The following is an 18,224-nucleotide window of genomic DNA, read 5'->3' as shown; positions in this document are numbered from 1 at the left end:
GCGAGCCGGGTTCGGAGTGTCATCACGACCTGCGACCCTTTTCGCATATTTCAATGCGAAGGGAGCGGCATGACCGACATCTCCGCGACGCATGTCGTCCCGTCCCGACCCGTCGCCGACAGAGCGGCCAGAACAAGACTGGCCTATCTCGATGGCTGGCGCGGCCTGTCGATCGCCCTGGTGCTGATCGGCCATTTTTTCCCCGTTCCCGGAATCAATCTGGGCGTGCTGGGCGTCGAATTCTTCTTCGTGCTCAGCGGCCGGCTGATGGGCGAGATCCTGTTCATCGAGCGCTACCCGCTGAAGAAATTCTTCAAGCGCCGCTTCTCCCGCATCTATCCCGCACTTCTGGTCTTCGTGGTCGTCGTGATGATTGCGCTCTCCGGCACATTCATCGCCTTCAAATGGAAAGCGGCGCTGACGGCGCTGACATTCACTTACAATTATGCCGGCATTCTCGTTACGCGGGCAGGCGCGCTCGACCATATCTGGTCGCTCTGCATCGAGGAGCACGCCTATATCATCCTGGCGCTGATCAGCGTCGTCGTCTCAAGCCGCTCTCGCGTCGTCGTGCTGCTCCTGGCGCTGGCCTTGCTTGCCATGGCCAACGGCGCGGTTTCGTACTGGGTGTTCGGGATGGACTACGAAACCACCTACTGGCGCACCGATGTGCATATCGCGTCGATCCTGCTGTCGGCCTCGATCTGCCTGCTCAAGGCCGACGGCAGGCTGCCGGCGGTGTTCAGCGGCAAGCATGTGGCGCTGGCGGCATCGATCTGCGCCATTGTGCTGTTCCTCGATCGGGTGCCGACGCCAATCCACTATCTCTTCGCGGTGCCGCTGCTGGCGCTGGCCGTCAACGCGCTCGATTTCAGCCCGCGCTATCTGAGCGGATTGTTGTCCTCCTGGCCGATGGCGACGCTCGGGCTGTGGTCGTACTCGCTCTATCTGTGGCAGCAGCCGTTCTACAAATTCGTCTATGAGCAAGGCAGCGCGCCGATCCCGATGCTGGCCGGGGTCTTTGTCTGTGCGCTCTGCAGCTACTACATCATCGAGCGACCGGCACGCGAATGGCTTAACCGCAACTGGTGACGTCTACACGGCAGTCGTATATTGGAATTTAGAGGCCGTGGTTAAGCCGATCGGCTCTTTTTCTCGATCAGATACCGCCGCAGGCCGGCTTCACCGCGCGGCGTTGTCCAGCGATGGTTCCAGGCGAAGGCCGGCCGCAGCAGCGGTGCGAGAAATTTGAGGATCGGTCTCAGCACCGTGACCTGCCAGGTCAATTGCACATGAGTGCCGGTGCCGGACGGCGACAATTCCGCCCGCCACAGCCCGTCGAAATCGCCAAGGGTTTTCACCACCACCAGCCGGCCGGGTTCGAGTTCAGCGGCCTCGATGATGAAGTTCAGTTCGTAGGGCAGGGCGCCTCGAGCCCGTGCTCTTGCGCGCGAACCGATGGTCGCCTTGCCCTTCCTGTCGAGTGGCACCACGTCTTTGTAGACGTCACCCCACCAGAGCGGCAGCAATTCGGCATCCGAGAGCACCTCCCACACTTCCTGCGGTGTGCCCTCGGGGATGTGCCAGCTTTCGTCGAAGCGGAAGACGTTGCTCGGCATCGCATTTCCTCCGGTTGGCGGAAACATTCATATTAGCTGCGGCTTCTTTGTGTGGCCAGCGCCAGCGGGTCAGGCGGAGATCTGCCTGACGTATCAGACGGAAATTCGTCTGACGTAATAGCGCACCGCCTTCTTGCCGCCGTGGATGACGGCGTCGCCGGCTTCGGCGAAGCCGAGTGCGGCGTGGAAGGCATCCGAGGCGGGGTTCGGCGGGTCGGTGTTGACCTCGCAGGTGACCAGCGTGTGGCCGGCGCGCTCAACATGGCCGAACAGATCCTGATAGAACCGGCGCGCATGGCCGCGGCCGCGCGCCTGTGCCGCCACGACGACACGGTCGACATAGACGAAGCGGGGGTAGCGTTCGCGGAACCAGACGAAATTCGGGCTGTCGTAATTGGCATCCTGGTCGAAGGTCATGATGAAGGCTTCGAGATCGCCGATGCGCCGCGTGTAAAACGCCTCGCCGAGCAGGAAGGACAGCCGTTCGGGCTCCAGCCACGACAGTTCGGCCGCGTGCTCGTTGTTGAGTGCAAGGATCGCCGCTTCGTCTTGCGCCGATACACGGCTGATCGGAGCAGGGGTCGCGCTCATGCCTTCGCAGCCGCAATGGTGGCCGCCACCAGGTCCGTGTCGGTCAAGGTGTTGCGGTATTCGCGGTCGAGGTCGGAGCCGCCCATGCCGACATGCGGGTTGCGGTAATCCATGGCGCTCGGTACGTCCTTGAGGGCGGCGAAATGCATTTCGGCCAGCCCGGTTTGTCTGCGCACCTCGGCGATGTTGCTGAGGTCGAGCCCGCCGCAGCCGAGGATGACGATGCGGTCGCCGGCCTGTCGCACCAGATCCGCCAATAGCGACATGCCCTCGACCGCCGTATCGCGCTGGCCACTGGTCAGCACGCGGCCGACCTTGCTGCGGATCAGCGCTTCGAGCGCCTCGACCGGGTCGCGCGTCATGTCGAAGGCGCGGTGGCATGTGACGTTCAAGGAGCCGGCAGCCTTCGTCAATTCACTCATGCGCGCCTCGTCGATGGTGCCGTCGGCGTTCAGGCAGCCAAACACCACGCCGGGCACGCCGAGGTCGCGCAACGCGATGACATCGGCGAGCATCGAGGCGTATTCGGTGTCGCTGTAGAGAAAGTCGCCGCCGCGCGGCCGCACCATGACATGAAAGGGCACGGTCGCCTGGTCGAGGGCGGCGCGCACCGTGCCGAGGCTCGGCGTGACGCCGCCTTCGATGAGGCTGGCGCACAGTTCGACCCGGTCAGCGCCGGCAGCCTGTGCGGCCAGCAGGCCGTCAATGCCTTCGACACAGATTTCGATAAGCGGCAGGCGAGTTTCTTTGGTCAAGGGGGCGATCCAGTTCCATGATATCGCCGCCAGCCCTAGCATCAGGCCGGTTGGCGCGAAAGCGCGAACAGCGCGCCGCTATTTGGGCCAGGCGGCATTTCCCCGATTGACACTCTCATAACCAATAAGTTATGGATTTACCCATAATCGGCGGGTTATTGATCTCGCTTGGACAACGCGGTTTCGTTCTTGATCGACATGGAGAGTGGCCATGATTGAAACCAAATCGATCGTCGTCGAACGTCTGATCCCGCATGCGGCCGAAAAGATCTGGCGGGCGCTGACCGTGCCCGAGCTCGTCGCCGAATGGCTGATGCAGAATGACTTCGTGGCGGAAGAGGGACATCGGGTCACCTTGCGGGCGACGCCGGTGCCCGGCTGGTCCGGCGTGACAAACTGTGTGGTGCTGCGGGTCGAGGCGCCGCGCCTGCTGGCCTACAGCTGGGGTGACGGGACGGAATCGGACAGCGGGCTGAAAACGGTGGTGACCTGGTCGCTCACGCCCGAGGGCGCAGCAACCCGGGTGCGGATGGAGCAGTCGGGATTCCGGCCCGCCGATGAGCGCGGATATGTCGGCATGGGAAGCGGCTGGCCGCGTATCCTCGAGCGGCTCGAACAGGTCGCCGCAAAACAGGGCTGAAGCGCGACATCACCAGACGACACCCATCAAACTCAAAAGCCTGGATGCGCGGCATCCGGACCGACAAGACACGCCCTGACGAAACACCTCAAAAAGGAGAAAGACCATGCAAGCAAGAATCAAGAATCCGGTGGTGCTCATTCCCGGCTCCCTGCAGGCGCTGCTGGCGCTGGATAAGTCGACCGAGGCGGCCGAATTGCCCTATGTGACGCGCAAGCTCATCCATCTGCGCGCCAGCCAGATCAATAACTGCAGCCTCTGCGTCGACATGCATGCGCGCGAGTTGAGGAAGGCCGGCGAAAAGGACGAGCGTATCTTTGCCCTCGCGGCATGGCGAGAGACGCCGTACTTCACCGATGCCGAACGCGCGGCCCTGGCGCTGGCCGAGGCCGGCACAAGGCTCGCCGACCGGCCCGATGCGGTGCCGGACGATGTCTGGGACGAAGCCGCCCGGCACTATGACGAAAAGGCGCTTGCCGCCCTGGTCATCCAGATCGCCCTGATCAACGCCTTCAACCGGCTGAACGCCACGACGCGGCAGATGGTCGGCGCCTGGGGGTGAGCCCCGGGTCGGGTGGTTGTGCGCGACGCACACCTCCCGGCCCAACCGGTCGCGGATCACCCTTGGCCGCTACTGGCGCAACTCCGTGTTCTTGGCGCCTTCCTCGACCTGATCGATCACCAGCAGCTTGACCGGACCATCGCCGATGTTGGTGGCCTGGTGCCACTGGCCGATCATTTCGATGATGAAATCACCGGTCTTGTAGGTATTGCTGTTGCCGGTCTCGACATTGGTGACCTTCAGCGTCCCGGCCTGAACGTAGGCATAGCGCGGGAAGGGGTGCCTGTGGACCGGCAAGGTCGCACCCGGCGCGATGTCAAAAGTCGACACCAGAACCTGCACGTTCTTCTGCGGCAGCGTGATCGGCTGGCCGGATGCGGTTGTCGTGCGTGATGCCAGCGGCGTCACGACGACGGGGGTGCCGCTGCTGTCCAGCGCGAGGGCGGGGGGTGCAAATGACGCGACCGCCAGCAGCAGCCCTGACATCAGAATTTTTCGCATGATTCACTCCACCCCCGCGCCAGCATCGCTCGGCGGCCATCCGCATGCAAGGCATGCCCCTCACTCCGCTTGCGCCTCGTCCGATTGGAACGACGATCCATCGATGCGAGCGGCTTTCTCACGGCTCCATTGCCTTGAGCGCCGCCGGAACCGGATAGCGGCTGCCGTCGTAACGCAGCCGGTAGGTCCGCTTCACGGACTTGCCGGGATGGGATTGGCACTCGCCATTCTTGTCGGGGGAGGGTTCGTCGGTATCCGCCCGCTCGACCACGATGATGTCGCGATAGCCGTGATGGCTCGCCGCGCCCATCGCCAGGCTGACCTGGCTGGAATGAAAGGATCCGGCGCAACTGGCGTCGCCTTCGCCGCCATTGCCGGCCACGGCAAGGCCACCGAGCACCAGACGCAGGGCATCGCCGGCGAGGGCATAGAGCCGCAAGCCGGTTTCGTTGAAAGGAGTGGCCTGCGAATGGGTTGCCAGTTCGATGCGCAGGCCAAAGGCCGTGACGTCGGGCGCCAGCCCATAGCGACCGGTATCGAATTCAACCTTGCGGATGGCGATGGCATCATCGGTCATCAGCCCGGGCTGGAGCAGGCGCTGGCGCACCTCCAGGCTCTTCCTGTCGACGACCAGAAGCTCGATATCGCCAACATGCCTGTCTTCGCTGGCTTCGACGCTGTCCATCAGCGGCACTGCGACCAGCAGCAGCTCATCATGGGCAGGCCAGATCTTGCAGACCAGGCCAAATGGCGTTTCGCCGTCTGGGAGCGTCAGCGGGATGCTGATATGGGGTTCGAGGGTCAACGAAGCGCCGTCGATGCTCCTCTGTGCCTTGGGATAGGCCTGCAGCACCAGGGCGACAACATCGCCGCAATCGCTGGCCGTGGCCCAGCCGGGCGACAGACCGGCAACGGCGAGGCCGAGGAAGAGGGTGCGCAACAATATTCGCATGGGATTCTCACGTCGCAGGGCCGAGTTCGCTTGGCGATCTGCGTGTACCACAGTTTCATTGCTGAATAGCTTTTGCGGGCATTGGATGTGACGAACGGTATTGTCGCCAGGGCTATTGCTCGCCAGGAGGCACCGGGGGCCGCCCGGCCTGTGCAGGCGGCTTCTGCCAAGCGCCTTATATTAGCTAGAAACGATATATTAACGGCTGTGATGCAGCCTTTCCCCAAGGGGACGGGAAACACCTCCTCATCGACGTTCCAACGCGCCCTTGGAGCAGCGGGACGCTTGACCAATGCGGAGCAAACGCATGAGTGTCGGAACAGCTCTCGAACAATTGCTGCGGTTGATTTATCGCCGAGCCATGAAATTGGCGGCGTTGCCGGAGGATGAGAGGGATTCACACTACGATCTCATTCGCCTCTCATGTTGCGCGGCCGCCGAGCACATTGGGCAAAGTCCCGACGAGGCAGCCATCACGGCAAACGATATGGTTGCATTTGTTCGCGCACTGGTCGGGATCATTGAGGTGGGTTGCGGATCAGACCAAGCGCGAAGTGCCGATCTCCCGCCGCCGGCACGCCATTTTGGTAGCCGGGAGAATGGCACTACGCGCATCTAGGGATGGCGCTTAGTGTCATTGAGGGGATAGGTGGACGAGTTTCGGCGACCGCAGTTCCTGGGCCATTTTTGCTGCCTGGAAAGATGTCATCAAAACGAAGATAGCCTCGCCCTCAGTCGGGTTGATCGTCAGGACCACACGGCCGAGCTCGTCGCTCATGGCGCAAGCCCAGTCTTTGACCGCGATCACCTCTTTCCCAGCCATATGCTCCACCGTCTCGCCATTCGATGCGCTTACCACGGTGGCGTTGATCGCCAACCTGTCATCGGTATCGATCTCCGGCGCCAAGCAGAGGATTCTGACCCGGCCGGCCCGTTAGTCAAGAGACTGCTAATATAATCCGTTTGACTAAGGGGGTGTCACATTGGAGTAGGGGCAGGAAGCGGAAATCGCTGCTTTTAACATTGCTCGGGCGATAGTCCGCGCAGGGCGCAAGTCGGAGCGGAATCGCGACTGGAAGCCGACTTTCGGTTAGCTCATTACGACGTTCACCAAGCCATCCGAAGACACCAAGAGAGCGGTGCTAGACGCGCGCTCGACTGGCATTAATATGCACTCATGCTAATGTAAGCGAAGCATGCAGCGACACGGGGCGGCCTCTTGTGCCGGGCTAAAGCTTGGAGCGCGCAAAGGTTCGGGCCGCTGTTGAGAGGGAGGGAGCACAAATGGCCGCCTATCTGATCGCGGATGTAGACATAAAGGACGCTGCCGTGTTCGAGGAATACCGGCGGGATGTGCCGGCCACCGAGGAGCGCTACGGTGGGCGATACCTGGGTCGTGGCGGTGCGACTAAGGTTCTGGAAGGTGATTGGGAGCCACACCGTTTGGTTATTATCGAATTCCCCGACATGACGTCATTGATGGGCTGGTACAATTCGCCGGAATACGCCCGCCTTATCGAGATCCGCAAGCGTTGCGCCAGCACCAGAATCATTGCGCTCGAGGGGATCGCAGCACCCGCTGTGTGACGATGTCGTGGCTCACTTTGGCGCCGTCATCATCAGACAGAAGCCGGTCGTTTTTTGCGCGAAGTCCGCACACCGCGAAAGCGGGTCTTAGGGCCGGCAAACCAAGGACATCAGTCTTAATTGCGTGACTACTCTTGAGAGGGCGGCGCGGCTGGCAAACATATGCGCCAATGCTAATGTACGTGAAGCATGAATGAAGGAATGCAAGAGGATCGAACTGCCAAAGCTGGATTACGCGGGGGATATATGCGCAGGTCTGTCAAAATTCTCATCCCAGCCTTGGCCATCGTTTCGACTGAGGCCATGGCTCACGAGTGGTATACGGGGAAGACGGACCCCGTCACAGGCTTCGACTGCTGCGGAGGGTCAGAGTGCGCACCGATCCCGGAATCTGAAGTCAAAGAAATGCCGGGCGGCTATATCTATCTCCCCACCGGCGAGTTCATCCCGTATCTTCGCGTACAGCATAGCCATGATCGGCAGTTCCACCGTTGCATCTATCAATCGGAATTTCTCAACCTGGATCAGGGAAGTTTCAGAAAGGGTGACACCCGCTGTTTCTTTGCGCCGCATACCGAGATCGGCGCTGCCTTTTAAGTCCGAGTTGGTGAGATCACGCCGAAGGTAAAGCGCTGACGGGACCGGTTTTTTTTACCGGGGCGGTCCAGCAACTTGCTAGGGGACTAGCGCGGTGGCCGCTGGGCCTGGGCATCTTTACGCCCAAGCAAATGGACGCGATGCGCGAAACCAAGGCCGAAAAGCCACAGCAGCCAATCATCATCCACCATATGCAAAATGTGCGTTCCGTTGGCGTCACGCCATCACCGGCCAGTCAGGCAGAGATGCGCAGACAGACAGCTCTTGGCATTCAAGACGCCATGAGGTCCGTCAATGGTCGATAAGGCTGCTGCCTAGCGTGCCTTCACCCTTTCCGCTGGCGGCGTCGTCATGCGCAAGATGGCGCTATCTATTATATTCGCCAATGCTAATATAAAAATGACGTGACGTCATGTCCGCGCGTCTGGGGATGCGCAATGGAGGGGTTCCAATGAAAGTGGCTATATTTTGCGCTGCTATCGTGATCGCTGCGAGTGGTGTCGCCGTTGCCAAGGAGAAGAAGGTGGCAGTCAGTGACGCTGCTGCCTTGTGCTCGACCAAACATTCGGCCAAGAAGCCGGTTCCAGAGTTGGACTGCAGTTTGACCGGAACTGCCACGTCGTCAGACAATGGCGCACAGCCGGCAAAGCCGCGTCTCGGATACGAAGCCAGTCCGTGGTTCACAATTGGCTTTTGACTTTCACTCTGTCGAAGGGCATTCGGCCATAACTGGTGGCTAATGCATGTCGCTCAAAACCGGGACCACTTTTGAGCGACATGCCCTAGAGGCGGGCTGCGTCACGGTGGCGGGCTTTTTAGGACTTTGGTGCACTCGGCAGGGCTCGAACCTGCATCTGCCCGGGAGAGGTCCCGCTCTGTCCTAGATTGAGCTACGAGCGCTAATTTTGGCAGGCTAAAAGAACAGGGTCGTTCGAGCAATTTAGAGATTGGGGTATCCGGCACATGCATTGGAAGTAGGTCAAGGTGCGGTGAGCTGGCACTTTCGCCTGCTACCGCATGGTGGCGGGCTTTCCGTATGGTAAGTCTCGCAACAGCCATGGCAGATACCATGGTGCCCTCACCAAAGGAGGGATCGATGGTTTCGGCTATTGCAAGTCAGCATCGGCAGGTACCGGAAACTCAATTGAAAGCGGCAAAGCCAGAAACAGGTGAAGGATTTGCGCCAGGCAAGAGCGCCGACAGCGTTGGACATCGTGCCAAGGCAATGGTTGCCGAAACGGGCGACACAGATCCGAACTCGCAGGGCAACGCCGCTTCGAAGATCGCCAGAATGGACATCACAGTCTTGGCGCCGCCGCCCGAAGAAACACCTTTGGAATAGGCCAGACCCTAGAGGCGGGCTGCCTCACGGTGGCGGGCTTTTAGGACTTTGGTGCACTCGGCAGGGCTCGAACCTGCATCTGCCCGGGAGAGGTCCCGCTCTGTCCTAGATTGAGCTACGAGCGCTAATTTTGGCAGACTAAAAGAACAGGGTCGTCCGAACAATTAGAGATTGGGGGTAATCGGCACATGCATTGGAAGTAGGGGGCAAGGGGTGCGATGACCTGGCAATTTCGCCCGCTGCCTCACGGCGGCGGGCTTCTGCATAAAAGCGCAAAGGAACGAGTCGGCCAGCGTTCGCGTTATTCACGATTCGAACCGATGGAGGTAACCGTGAGGAAGCTGATACTCGCATCCGTGCTCGCATTTGCCACCACAGCCGCTGTCACTTCACCGACGCAAGCGCAATTTCTCTTCTCGCCCTTCGGGGGCTATTATGGTGGCTACGGAGATTTCCCCCTGCCATATCGCCACTATTATAGCCGGGATTACTACGGCGACCCATATTACGACCCGTATTATGCGCCATACCGCCCGTACTACCGATATCACCACAGGTATTACCATCGGTATTACTATCCACACCGGTATCACTACCGCCACCATTACTACTACCACCACAGGCATTACCACCACCATCACAGGCACCACTACCACCACAGGTACTATTATAGGTAGGCCATTGACGTAAGTGTCGGGTAAAGTTTCCGCAACGATGGCCCGGTGGCTGGCCTAGTCCCCTTCGTGTGGCGCGGTCGAGCCGACAAGTTGGCATCGGCCGACGATTTCACCGTTGGGAGAGTTTGCCAGCCTGTCGGTAGGGATGCTTGGCATTCCTCAAGCGATGAATACATTGCCGGCACCAAATTAATAGGCCGGCAGACCGAGGCATCTGGGCTGCATAAAAGCAAAATCATCACTGCCGGGATCACTGGATCCATTCTTGCCGGCTCCCAGGTCGCACAAGACTTGCCGATAGTCGCAGGAAACCGTCCGGGAATCAAAGCGCGACGCGCTTGGCCAATTGTTGCCACCGCGAAACCCAAAGGTTTTTCAACCCCTCCGAAGCGGGACGTGGCACGGAATTCGCGACTGCATCGTCATATCAGGGAGAGGAGTCAAAATGATGCGTCAAGACGGAACAACAGCGCGAAAAGCAGCAACACGGTACGTGCCAGAATGGCGCCTCAACAAGAGAACGTTTGAGGTTCCGTACCTCATGAAGCTCGGCAACATTGGCCGCCGCGCTGGCTTTGATCGCTAGGCATAATGGGGACAGAGACGAAATCACTGCCGAGCTGTTTTCGCAAAGAGGTCGATCACAATAGCTTTCAAAACACGATCCGCCTAAGTCGTTCTGACATTCTGCCCAGTCCTACGGGCTGACCAGGTTGCCATAGACGACGACGTGATGCTCGACGAGTTCCAGCTTATTGATCAGGTAGTGATCGTCCTCGGGATAGTAGTGGGCCCGCTCAGGTTGTTCGCCCGCATAGGCCTTTACGGCTTCCATATCGGTCCACCAACTCAGAGCGCATATCTCCGTAACGCCGTCGCCAAGGTCGCGCAGCGTGATCTGGTGACCGAGATTGCCCTTGGTGGCGCTAAGCTCGTCGCCACCAGTCCCTGCCACGTAGCGCGAGTATTCGGCAGCCATCTGAGTGCGCACCGTCCCACACCATCTCCGAAGAATTACCTGTTCGACCATAGCCTTCAGCCTCCGCTACCTATCCCGCCGCCCTTCGCCAGCCTCACCCCAGCGCCGCCGCCATTCTCGGGGATGAACTCGACGCCGGCGGATTCGAGGGCGCGGCGGATGGCTTCCACCGTGCGGGAACTTGACGCCAGCGATTATGACTTCCCCGGCTTTATTGAGGGCGGGCAAGGTCTCTAATCATTCCGCATGCGAAACGATCAAGCCCGCTGCCCGCTTGGTGGCGGGCTCATTCTTGGGGCATCCCATGTAACCGTTGGTAACGCAGTCTTGCCTGATAGCGATGCGCTTTCATTAACGCCTTGCGCTTTGGACTCGCGAAACCTCTGCCGCCATTGTTGGCTTTAAGGTTCCCAGGATTCTTCAGGCAGCTTTGCATAAAAGCGGGGTTAGGCCCATTTCCTGCAGCTCTCACTCTAGTTCTGCAGATCCTAATTGCGGCCTGTTGATCTGGGGTGAGATTGGCAAATTGCTCTGGTGTCAGCCTTTTGTGGCCGGTGTTGGTTTTAGCGGCGTTGGCCGGAAGGCAGAGCACAGAGAGTACTGTCATCGCTACAAGAGACATCGAGATTTTCATAGCGGCCTCCGTTCGTGTCTGCGGCCCCAGACTAACCTTCTACCACGCTTAAAGCCCGCTGCCGGTGGTGGCGGGCTTCTCTATTTTCTGTATCGCCCTTTCTCGCACCAATAATGGACAACGACACCCGGTTGCGCCTGAAACAGAACGGCTGCAATTTGACAATTCTCGCGGTTGTAGGCCTCTGCCTCCATCGCATCGAACGTCGCCACATGGATCCGCATTTCGGCGGCAGCAGAGCTTCGGTAGAGCGTGTAGGTAACGGAGTCGTCCGCCATGGGCGCGCAGCCGGCCACGGCTGAAACCAGTACCACGGCGCGGAAGAACCTCATTTTTTCAATATCATTGGTGCAGCAAGAGGCAACCATGTGATTTCACCGGTCGCGGTACGCACCAAGAACCATGTCTGTGCCGTCTGCCGGTCGAGTAGTACGGTTGTTGATTGCGACTGGCTCGGGTTCATGTAAGCCGCGATCGATCCCTGTGAAACCTGATAGCGAGGTTCGCTGTTTGAGCATCCGGCGATGGCAGCCACAACTGTGCCCAGAACCGCACTTCGCATGACGACCCCTCCATGTCGCGTCCATGTCACAGCCGCCCAGCCAAGGCCATCAGCAAATTTGCTGAATCTTTAGAATAGCATAAGTCTTTGAAAAGATTTGGCTCCCCGGGCCGGACAAGTTAGATAAATCGAACCGGGCGCCAAAGTGCGAGAAAAGTCTTTATTTACAATCGCTTGTTGCGACCGCTTCCACAAAGCATCTACCGCCTTGGTGTATCTCAAGGGGTAGCAGCGGTGTATCTCTCAGTCAAGATCGGTTCCGCCACTCGGTGAGCGCCGATGGATAGCCAGCGTTTGGTCTCTTGATGAGGTCTAAACAGCCCCTATGATGGCGCTTGCTGGTCCCTCCAGCGTATGGGAGAGCGTTCAAGGACGAGGAATACTTCTCGTACCCAAAAGAGGAGCTTCGCCCTCGGTGCCTCGCGCTTTACGAGAAGGAAAGAGCCGACGGTACCGAGCTTCCGGCCATCATCGGCTTGCTCAGGGACCACGTGGAGCGGGAGGAGGAGCGGCTTCGGGTTGAGCAGGAGGAACGGTATAAGAGATGGCGTGAAGAGGACCGGATGGCTCGCGAACAGTGGACCCAGCTCCAGAAATCTCCTCATTGGTTTTGCCGGGCCAATGGCAGGACATACCGCCTTTCGCCAACGAAGGACAAAATGTGGAACCTCTACCGAGTTAGTTCGGTCTCGGAGGACGACGAGAAAGCCTTGATTGGGAAGTACGGACGGCGCGGCGACGCGACGAAGGTGGTCTCACAAATGGCCTATCAGCCCGAGCCGAGGTGGTAGCTGGCCGGAACGGCAACCCAAAGGCCGCCGGATTAGGCGAAGCTCTCCGGATTTCCTGAGACTGGGGTGTGGTGGAGCCGTGGGGGGTACGGGGGGGCTTCGCGCGGGCTGGGTATCCGATCCCCCGCTCAGAGATTTCTATCAAACATTCCTGACCACCCCGGGCCGGCCACTGGCGAGTTTGTTAGAACTGATGCATATTTAGGAGCGCTGGGGATACTATTGGGGGATAGGACCGTGATTATAGTCACCGACATGACTACCGCGCTTCCTGTCGTGATTGGTGCGTTCGTCTTATTGGCGCTCATAGGCGGTGCCTACCTCTTTGTCAGTTGGCGTCTGCAGGTGGCTGATGACCATGTACAGGCATTGCGCAGCAGGATGAGGGTACAACTTGATGAACTCAGGGACGCCATGCTTGAAGACATGGACGCCAGAGCAGAGACACTGTCCTCGGCAAACGAGGGCGCACTCTATGATTATTCGAGGCAACTCTTGGTACGCGCTGTACAGTATTTCGAGGCCGATGGTAGTTTTCAGTTAACGTTCGGCGGCGTGTAGCTCTCCCACCGCGATAGAGCGGTCTCGATGTCGAAGCGGGACGCCTCGAAGTTGGTGCCGGTGATGACCTTGTTTTTGCCGTCGATCAGCCGATACAGCTCGTCGTTCTCGACATCGTCGACAGGGTGGGTCGATCGCACCACCCGCAGCCATAGCGATCGTGCTCGATCGCAAACGTCCTTGACCCGGCTCATTTCTTCCTCCCGTCAGTCTCCGTGCTGCTCGAGGTTTTCATCGCACACGCGGTCTCGGCCGGGCCCGCCCGGGCTCGGTCGGTGCGCTCAACTTGCTCCTGATCTGTCCTCCCGTCAATGTCGTCGCATCCAGTCAGGTCACCGATGAGGCAGAGAAAGCGCGATTGATCTATCGCTCGCATATGGCTGCAACCTCGTCCAGGGTGAATGGCCGACGCTTGTCCTTGTCGGGTTCAGCCCGGTCCTTCGGCGCAGCCTCCAAGTTCATAAAGGGGTTGGTGGCGCCGGCTAAGTCAAATTCCCTTATGGCGTGGTTGATGACCGCGCGGACCACGTTCAGGTAGCGGTCAACGGAGGACGCTTTGCGCCCATCGAGCATGTGATCGCGAACTTCCTTGGCGTCCTCGCGCTTAAGGCTTGCCAGCTTGCGGTCTTTGCCAAGTGCCTCCACGACGAGCTTGAAGACCCGCTCAAGCTCCATCTGCTTCGTCTCGTCCTCCCCAACGCGCTCCTTAAGATAGAGCCTCTTGGCATCCTCAAGGGTCGGGGCTGGCGTACCCGATGGGTTCAGCATCAGCGCGCGCGCCAATGCGGTGTCTGCCTCGGTTGGGAGGAAATCGGGGAGGGGGAGGTCGTCGTCGTCGTCGTCATCCTCGACGCTGTCGAAATCTGGAACGTACTTGCGGATAATCTTCTCGACAGCCTTCATTCTGGCCTGCCAGTCCGTGTCATGCTCGATCTCGTCGACAGACGGGAAGTCGCGGTCTTGGCGGAAGCCCATCTTGCGGGCAGCGGCTATACCGTCGCGGAAATGACCCCATTCAGTTGGGGTAGGTCCATTGGCGCGCTTGATCGCATCGGCCAAGAGTTTCTCAGCCTCAGCGTGAACTCTCGGATATTTCCTGAGGGCCTCCTGCTCGGTGGCCCCAAGCGGCACGAGGTGTTCTCGCTTGCCCAAAACGGTCCGAAGTTCTTCAGGGATTTTGCGTCTGTAGCGCCATCCGGCTTTGCCGCGTTTCTTTATGTGCTTCACGTCAATCTTTATGCTCAGGGTACCCCGCAGTGTATCGCGCGGTGTATCTCTGGGGAAGCGGAAACCCTTGCAATCCTTGGGTTTCAAGACATTTCTGATGATAGTGGCTCCCCGGGCCGGATTCGAACCAGCGACCAACCGGTTAACAGCCGGTTGCTCTACCACTGAGCTACCGGGGAACAGAGGCTCTCATGTGAGTGGCGCAGCCTATAGCAAACCCTTTTCCGCTTTGCAAAGAAGCATTTCGCATTTTTCCGAGGCTTTTTCGCTCAGGCGTTTCTCGCAATCGTTCGCGGATGCCCTCATATTAGCCGTCTTGCTGGTGATATGGAACCGAAAGCGCGGTTGCGGCTTTGGTTCAACGATGCTCCTAAACGGTCAAACGGGTCAATCTTTCGAGACGATGACAGCACAAGACAACCAGATGCCGGCGCGGAAAATCTCGGTTTTCGGGCGCGAGTTCAAAATGCCGCGCTCGCGCGGGCTCAGAATCGCCATCGGCATCCTGCTGACCATTGGCGGCATTCTCGGTTTCCTGCCGATCCTCGGTTTCTGGATGGTTCCGCTCGGATTGCTGGTGCTGTCCTATGAATTCGCCATGGTCCGCCGCCACCGGCGCCGCTTCGTTGTCTGGTGGCAACGACGCCGCCGACCGGATTGAGGCCGACAGCGCAGTCTCAGCGGCCGGCGTGCTCTTCCAGCGCTTCGCGGATCTGCTTGAGAATCGCCGCGGCTGAAGCGAGCTTCGCCCGGTCATGCGGCAACAGGCTGCTCGCGCACCCAATGCACAGACGGTCGATGGCGTAGCGCAAAAGCTCTTCGCACTGCGGCAGCGACAGGCCGACGCCGCATTCTTGTCTTCTGTCGTATCTTTTGCTGCCACTGTCGGACGCATGGCTTGTCTCCCGCCGTGCTCAACGTATGGGCCGTTGATAAGTTTCTTCCGGCGGCGAGCCATGCTTAACGACCAGCTAACGTATCGTCGTGAGGCCTGGGCCTGGCAGTTGACGGGATGCTGCCCGAACCGGCGCGGAGGAAACCGCTCGGAATGCACGGTGGCCGCTTGACGGCATTTTCGCCGCAACCTATTGGAACCGGGTGGAACGCCGGGAGCAATGAGGCCTCGTGGCGGAGTGGTTACGCAGAGGACTGCAAATCCTTGCACCCCGGTTCGATTCCGGGCGAGGCCTCCAATGCCCGGGTCCCTGCGCACCAGCGCCGGGGCCTGAAGTTCCGATCGTAATGAACCGCGGTTCTGGCGCGGCAAGCGGATTGGTTGGAACATGAGCGCTGATTTCTCCGAGCTTCGCGTCAAGATGGTCGATGGCCAGGTTCGCACCACCGATGTGACCAGCGCGCCATTGCTCGACGCAATGCTTGTCGTGCCAAGAGAAATCTTTGTCGGCGCCGACCAGCGCGATCTCGCCTATATCGACGAGGACATCCGCATTGCCGCCGGCGCGGACGGCGCGCGCTACCTCATGGAAGCCTCGCCGCTGGCCAAGCTTATGCAACTGGCCGAGATCAGCCCGGCCGATTCGGCGCTCGATGTCGGCTGCGGCACCGGCTATGCCTCGGCCATCCTGTCTCGGCTGGCGAAGTCCGTGGTGGCGCTCGAAAGCGATTCGGCGCTGGCCGAAACGGCCAGATCGACGCTTTCGTCGCTAGGCTGCGGCAATGTGACCGTTGTCCAGGGGACGTTGTCGCAAGGACATGCCGCCCAGGCGCCCTATGACGTCATCTTCATCGGCGGCAGCGTCGCGGACGTGCCGGCGCCGCTGCTCGACCAGCTTGCCGAAGGCGGCCGACTCGTCGCCGTCGAAGGGCAAGGCAATTCCGGCGTGGCCCGACTTTTTTTTAAGGCCGGGGGGGTTGTAACCGGAAGACGCGCGTTTAATGCGGCAATTAAGCCACTACCGGGGTTTGAACGTATTCGTGCCTTCGAATTCTGAATGATTTTGCCTTGCAGGAGAGGCTTTGTCATGGTCGCTTGCATTTGAAATTGTTGCTGATCCGCAAACTGGGGGCGCTTTGAGGCTGAGCAGCAGGGAACATTGAACACGCGGCGCCGGCTGCTCAAAAGGAGAAGCTGGCGTGGCGTGGTTCCTATGGAAAACGAATGAGGGATACATGGTCCTGCCTATACGCAAGAGTCTTTTCGCCGCCGTCCTCGTTTCCGCGACCGCGCTTTCTCCTTTCTCGGCCTCGGCGGAATCCATCCTTGGTGCGCTTGCAAAGGCCTATCAATACAATTCTTCGCTGAATTCGGCCCGCGCCGGCGTCCGCGTCACCGATGAGAGCGTCGCCATCGCCAAGTCGGGATGGCGCCCGACCATCAACGGGTCGGCGAACATCGACTATTCCAGCAGCCATCTCAACGGCACCAACTCAAGCGAGCGGCTGACCACCGGCAATTTTGGCGTCCAGATCAATCAGACGCTGTTCGACGGTTTTCAAACCAAGAACAATGTCGCCGCCGCCGAAGCGCAGGTCCGCGCGTCTGTCGAAAGCCTGCGCAACACCGAAGAGAACACCCTGTTCAGCGCGGCCCAGGCGTACATGAACGTGATTCGCGACCGCCAGATCGCCGTGCTGACCGAACAGAACCTGCAATTCCTGACCGAGACGGCGCGCGCGGCGCGTTCGCGTTTTGAGGTTGGTGAAGGCACGCGTACCGACGTCGCGCAGGCCGACGCTTCGCGGGCCGCCGCCGTGGCATCGCTGAGCGCCGCCCGGGCGCAGGCGCTGGCCAGTGCCGCAAGCTATCGCCAGATCGTCGGCGACGAACCGGGCAAGCTCAAAGCCGCTTCGCCAGTGGCAAAGCTGTTGCCGTCGAGCCTCGCCGCTGCCGTCGGGGCGGCCGCGAACGAGCACCCGGCCATCCTTGCCACCCAGCATCTGGTCGACGCTGCGGCGTTTTCGGTGAAGTCGGCCGAAGGCGCGCTGCTGCCGCAGCTGTCTGCCAATGCGGGCGTTTCAAGCGCTTATCGCAACACTGTGCCGGGCGTCTTCGCGTCGCAGGACGGCACCACCAATTCGGCCAGCATCGGCGCCACGCTGAGCATCCCGATCTATTCCGGCGGCCGCACCTCGGCGATCGTGCGCCAGGACAAGGAATCGCTCAGCCAGGCCCGCATCGAGGTCGATGTCAGCCGCGACCAGGTGCGCCAGGCCGTCACCGCCGCCTGGACCGAGTACACCGCCGCGCAGCAGCAGCTGACAGCCAACAGGCAGGTGATCGAGGCCGCGAAGCTTGCACTGAGCGGCGTCATCGAAGAACGCAATGTCGGCCAGCGCACCACGCTTGATGTCCTCAACGCACAGGCGACGGTCATCACCGCCGAGATCAACCAGGCCGGCTTTGAACATGATGTGGTCGTGGCGAGCTATGCCATCCTGCAGGCGACCGGCCGCCTGTCCGTCGACCGCCTTGGCTTGCAGGTGACGAAATACAGACCTGAAGAGCACTACAACGCGGTCAAGGACAAATGGATCGGCTTGCGCACGCCGGACGGCCGCTGAGAGGTTCGGCTCGGACTTTTCGGCCCTCTGCTTGAGCGTGCTCTTTGGCTTCGCTGCCCGTCGGTTCGGGATCTGGTCCAATCTGTTGAAATCGCACAAGTCCCCAGATTGGGGATTCTCGTGCG

The 18,224-nt window shown here is 60.0% G+C and carries 25 protein-coding genes and 4 tRNA genes; 13 read left to right on the top strand and 16 right to left on the bottom strand.

Annotated elements, in window-relative coordinates:
* Positions 1 to 69 precede the first annotated feature (69 nt).
* Positions 70 to 1,092, top strand: a complete 1,023-nt coding sequence (locus tag B5V02_RS28830) for an acyltransferase family protein (protein WP_111547409.1) — start codon at positions 70 to 72, stop codon at positions 1,090 to 1,092.
* Between the two features lie 41 nt (positions 1,093 to 1,133).
* Here the strand turns inward: B5V02_RS28830 and B5V02_RS28825 are convergent, their stop codons facing one another.
* The 3 genes from B5V02_RS28825 to B5V02_RS28815 all read right to left on the bottom strand — a co-directional run bounded on the left by B5V02_RS28825 (position 1,134) and on the right by B5V02_RS28815 (position 3,007).
* Entirely contained in the window at positions 1,134 to 1,619 is a 486-nt protein-coding gene (locus B5V02_RS28825) for an SRPBCC family protein (protein ID WP_111547408.1), read from the bottom strand.
* A gap of 93 nt (positions 1,620 to 1,712) precedes the next feature.
* On the bottom strand, positions 1,713 to 2,210 hold the full coding sequence (locus B5V02_RS28820) for a GNAT family N-acetyltransferase (RefSeq protein WP_111547407.1): 498 nt from the start codon (positions 2,208 to 2,210) through the stop codon (positions 1,713 to 1,715).
* Positions 2,207 to 3,007, bottom strand: coding sequence for a copper homeostasis protein CutC (locus B5V02_RS28815; protein WP_111547406.1), 801 nt, complete (start codon positions 3,005 to 3,007; stop codon positions 2,207 to 2,209). The genes B5V02_RS28820 and B5V02_RS28815 overlap by 4 nt, the downstream gene beginning before the upstream one ends.
* Before the next feature lie 169 nt (positions 3,008 to 3,176).
* On the opposite strand from B5V02_RS28815, the gene B5V02_RS28810 reads away from it, so the two are divergent.
* Positions 3,177 to 3,605 carry an SRPBCC family protein gene (locus tag B5V02_RS28810; RefSeq protein WP_111547405.1) on the top strand — a complete coding sequence of 143 codons (429 nt, stop codon included), beginning with the start codon at positions 3,177 to 3,179 and terminating at the stop codon, positions 3,603 to 3,605.
* A gap of 106 nt (positions 3,606 to 3,711) precedes the next feature.
* Positions 3,712 to 4,167: a carboxymuconolactone decarboxylase family protein gene (locus B5V02_RS28805; RefSeq protein WP_111547404.1), complete on the top strand. Its 456-nt coding sequence runs from the start codon at positions 3,712 to 3,714 to the stop codon at positions 4,165 to 4,167.
* A gap of 69 nt (positions 4,168 to 4,236) precedes the next feature.
* On the opposite strand, the gene B5V02_RS28800 is transcribed toward B5V02_RS28805, so the two are convergent.
* Positions 4,237 to 4,668, bottom strand: a complete 432-nt coding sequence (locus tag B5V02_RS28800) for a cupin domain-containing protein (RefSeq protein WP_111547403.1) — start codon at positions 4,666 to 4,668, stop codon at positions 4,237 to 4,239.
* Positions 4,669 to 4,786: 118 nt separating this feature from the next.
* The gene (locus tag B5V02_RS28795; protein ID WP_111547402.1) at positions 4,787 to 5,620 is read right to left on the bottom strand and encodes a PA3715 family protein; all 834 of its coding nucleotides are present in this window, start codon (positions 5,618 to 5,620) and stop codon (positions 4,787 to 4,789) included.
* A 307-nt stretch (positions 5,621 to 5,927) separates the two neighbouring features.
* Between B5V02_RS28795 and B5V02_RS28790 the strand changes: the two genes are divergently transcribed.
* On the top strand, positions 5,928 to 6,239 hold the full coding sequence (locus tag B5V02_RS28790; protein ID WP_146606171.1) for a hypothetical protein: 312 nt from the start codon (positions 5,928 to 5,930) through the stop codon (positions 6,237 to 6,239).
* 15 nt (positions 6,240 to 6,254) lie between these two features.
* Here B5V02_RS28790 and B5V02_RS28785 read toward each other — a convergent pair whose 3' ends face one another.
* Positions 6,255 to 6,527: a hypothetical protein gene (locus tag B5V02_RS28785; RefSeq protein ID WP_167458713.1), complete on the bottom strand. Its 273-nt coding sequence runs from the start codon at positions 6,525 to 6,527 to the stop codon at positions 6,255 to 6,257.
* A gap of 377 nt (positions 6,528 to 6,904) precedes the next feature.
* On the opposite strand from B5V02_RS28785, the gene B5V02_RS28780 reads away from it, so the two are divergent.
* Both B5V02_RS28780 and B5V02_RS41220 read left to right on the top strand, forming a co-directional pair.
* Positions 6,905 to 7,207 (top strand): DUF1330 domain-containing protein, encoded by a 303-nt coding sequence (locus tag B5V02_RS28780; protein ID WP_111547648.1) that lies wholly within the window; start codon positions 6,905 to 6,907, stop codon positions 7,205 to 7,207.
* Positions 7,208 to 7,396: 189 nt separating this feature from the next.
* A complete protein-coding gene (locus tag B5V02_RS41220; RefSeq protein ID WP_146606170.1) occupies positions 7,397 to 7,804 on the top strand; it encodes a hypothetical protein in 408 nt (135 codons plus the stop codon).
* Between the two features lie 824 nt (positions 7,805 to 8,628).
* On the opposite strand, the gene B5V02_RS28765 is transcribed toward B5V02_RS41220, so the two are convergent.
* A tRNA-Gly gene (locus B5V02_RS28765) sits at positions 8,629 to 8,704 on the bottom strand.
* 157 nt (positions 8,705 to 8,861) lie between these two features.
* Between B5V02_RS28765 and B5V02_RS28760 the strand changes: the two genes are divergently transcribed.
* Entirely contained in the window at positions 8,862 to 9,146 is a 285-nt protein-coding gene (locus B5V02_RS28760; protein WP_245446247.1) for a hypothetical protein, read from the top strand.
* Positions 9,147 to 9,195: 49 nt separating this feature from the next.
* On the opposite strand, the gene B5V02_RS28755 is transcribed toward B5V02_RS28760, so the two are convergent.
* The 5 genes from B5V02_RS28755 to B5V02_RS40225 form a co-directional block, all read right to left on the bottom strand.
* A tRNA-Gly gene (locus B5V02_RS28755) sits at positions 9,196 to 9,271 on the bottom strand.
* Between the two features lie 1,249 nt (positions 9,272 to 10,520).
* Positions 10,521 to 10,814, bottom strand: coding sequence for a hypothetical protein (locus tag B5V02_RS28745; protein WP_208647154.1), 294 nt, complete (start codon positions 10,812 to 10,814; stop codon positions 10,521 to 10,523).
* Between the two features lie 274 nt (positions 10,815 to 11,088).
* On the bottom strand, positions 11,089 to 11,436 hold the full coding sequence (locus tag B5V02_RS40230) for a hypothetical protein (RefSeq protein WP_146606169.1): 348 nt from the start codon (positions 11,434 to 11,436) through the stop codon (positions 11,089 to 11,091).
* A gap of 80 nt (positions 11,437 to 11,516) precedes the next feature.
* Positions 11,517 to 11,768, bottom strand: a complete 252-nt coding sequence (locus B5V02_RS28740; RefSeq protein WP_111547398.1) for a hypothetical protein — start codon at positions 11,766 to 11,768, stop codon at positions 11,517 to 11,519.
* Positions 11,765 to 11,998: a hypothetical protein gene (locus tag B5V02_RS40225; protein WP_146606168.1), complete on the bottom strand. Its 234-nt coding sequence runs from the start codon at positions 11,996 to 11,998 to the stop codon at positions 11,765 to 11,767. Before B5V02_RS40225 ends, B5V02_RS28740 begins: the two co-directional genes overlap by 4 nt.
* Before the next feature lie 335 nt (positions 11,999 to 12,333).
* Here B5V02_RS40225 and B5V02_RS41215 point away from each other — a divergent pair, with 335 nt between their 5' ends.
* The gene (locus tag B5V02_RS41215; RefSeq protein WP_111547397.1) at positions 12,334 to 12,789 is read left to right on the top strand and encodes a hypothetical protein; all 456 of its coding nucleotides are present in this window, start codon (positions 12,334 to 12,336) and stop codon (positions 12,787 to 12,789) included.
* 237 nt (positions 12,790 to 13,026) lie between these two features.
* Positions 13,027 to 13,350: a hypothetical protein gene (locus tag B5V02_RS28730; protein WP_146606167.1), complete on the top strand. Its 324-nt coding sequence runs from the start codon at positions 13,027 to 13,029 to the stop codon at positions 13,348 to 13,350.
* Here the strand turns inward: B5V02_RS28730 and B5V02_RS40220 are convergent.
* The 3 genes from B5V02_RS40220 to B5V02_RS28715 form a co-directional block, all read right to left on the bottom strand.
* Complete coding sequence (locus B5V02_RS40220; RefSeq protein ID WP_146606166.1) at positions 13,326 to 13,544, bottom strand: hypothetical protein; 219 nt, start codon at positions 13,542 to 13,544, stop codon at positions 13,326 to 13,328. The two genes, B5V02_RS28730 and B5V02_RS40220, sit on opposite strands and share 25 nt — an antisense overlap.
* A gap of 169 nt (positions 13,545 to 13,713) precedes the next feature.
* Positions 13,714 to 14,664: a hypothetical protein gene (locus B5V02_RS28720; RefSeq protein WP_146606165.1), complete on the bottom strand. Its 951-nt coding sequence runs from the start codon at positions 14,662 to 14,664 to the stop codon at positions 13,714 to 13,716.
* 17 nt (positions 14,665 to 14,681) lie between these two features.
* Positions 14,682 to 14,756 (bottom strand) — tRNA-Asn (locus tag B5V02_RS28715).
* Positions 14,757 to 14,980: 224 nt separating this feature from the next.
* Between B5V02_RS28715 and B5V02_RS28710 the strand changes: the two genes are divergently transcribed.
* Entirely contained in the window at positions 14,981 to 15,238 is a 258-nt protein-coding gene (locus B5V02_RS28710; protein ID WP_111547644.1) for a hypothetical protein, read from the top strand.
* 16 nt (positions 15,239 to 15,254) lie between these two features.
* Here B5V02_RS28710 and B5V02_RS42315 read toward each other — a convergent pair whose 3' ends face one another.
* On the bottom strand, positions 15,255 to 15,389 hold the full coding sequence (locus B5V02_RS42315) for a hypothetical protein (protein WP_281004996.1): 135 nt from the start codon (positions 15,387 to 15,389) through the stop codon (positions 15,255 to 15,257).
* Between the two features lie 307 nt (positions 15,390 to 15,696).
* On the opposite strand from B5V02_RS42315, the gene B5V02_RS28705 reads away from it, so the two are divergent.
* The 3 genes from B5V02_RS28705 (at position 15,697) to B5V02_RS28695 (ending at position 18,099) form a co-directional block, all read left to right on the top strand.
* A tRNA-Cys gene (locus B5V02_RS28705) sits at positions 15,697 to 15,770 on the top strand.
* A 90-nt stretch (positions 15,771 to 15,860) separates the two neighbouring features.
* On the top strand, positions 15,861 to 16,529 hold the full coding sequence (locus tag B5V02_RS28700; protein ID WP_111547393.1) for a protein-L-isoaspartate O-methyltransferase family protein: 669 nt from the start codon (positions 15,861 to 15,863) through the stop codon (positions 16,527 to 16,529).
* 178 nt (positions 16,530 to 16,707) lie between these two features.
* A complete protein-coding gene (locus tag B5V02_RS28695; RefSeq protein WP_208647153.1) occupies positions 16,708 to 18,099 on the top strand; it encodes a TolC family outer membrane protein in 1,392 nt (463 codons plus the stop codon).
* Positions 18,100 to 18,224 lie beyond the last annotated feature (125 nt).

The organism is Mesorhizobium kowhaii (genome assembly GCF_003253745.1).
GTDB lineage: Bacteria > Pseudomonadota > Alphaproteobacteria > Rhizobiales > Rhizobiaceae > Mesorhizobium > Mesorhizobium kowhaii.
Note: the sequence above shows the minus strand (reverse complement) of the source record. Positions and strands in the feature narration are given on the sequence as shown.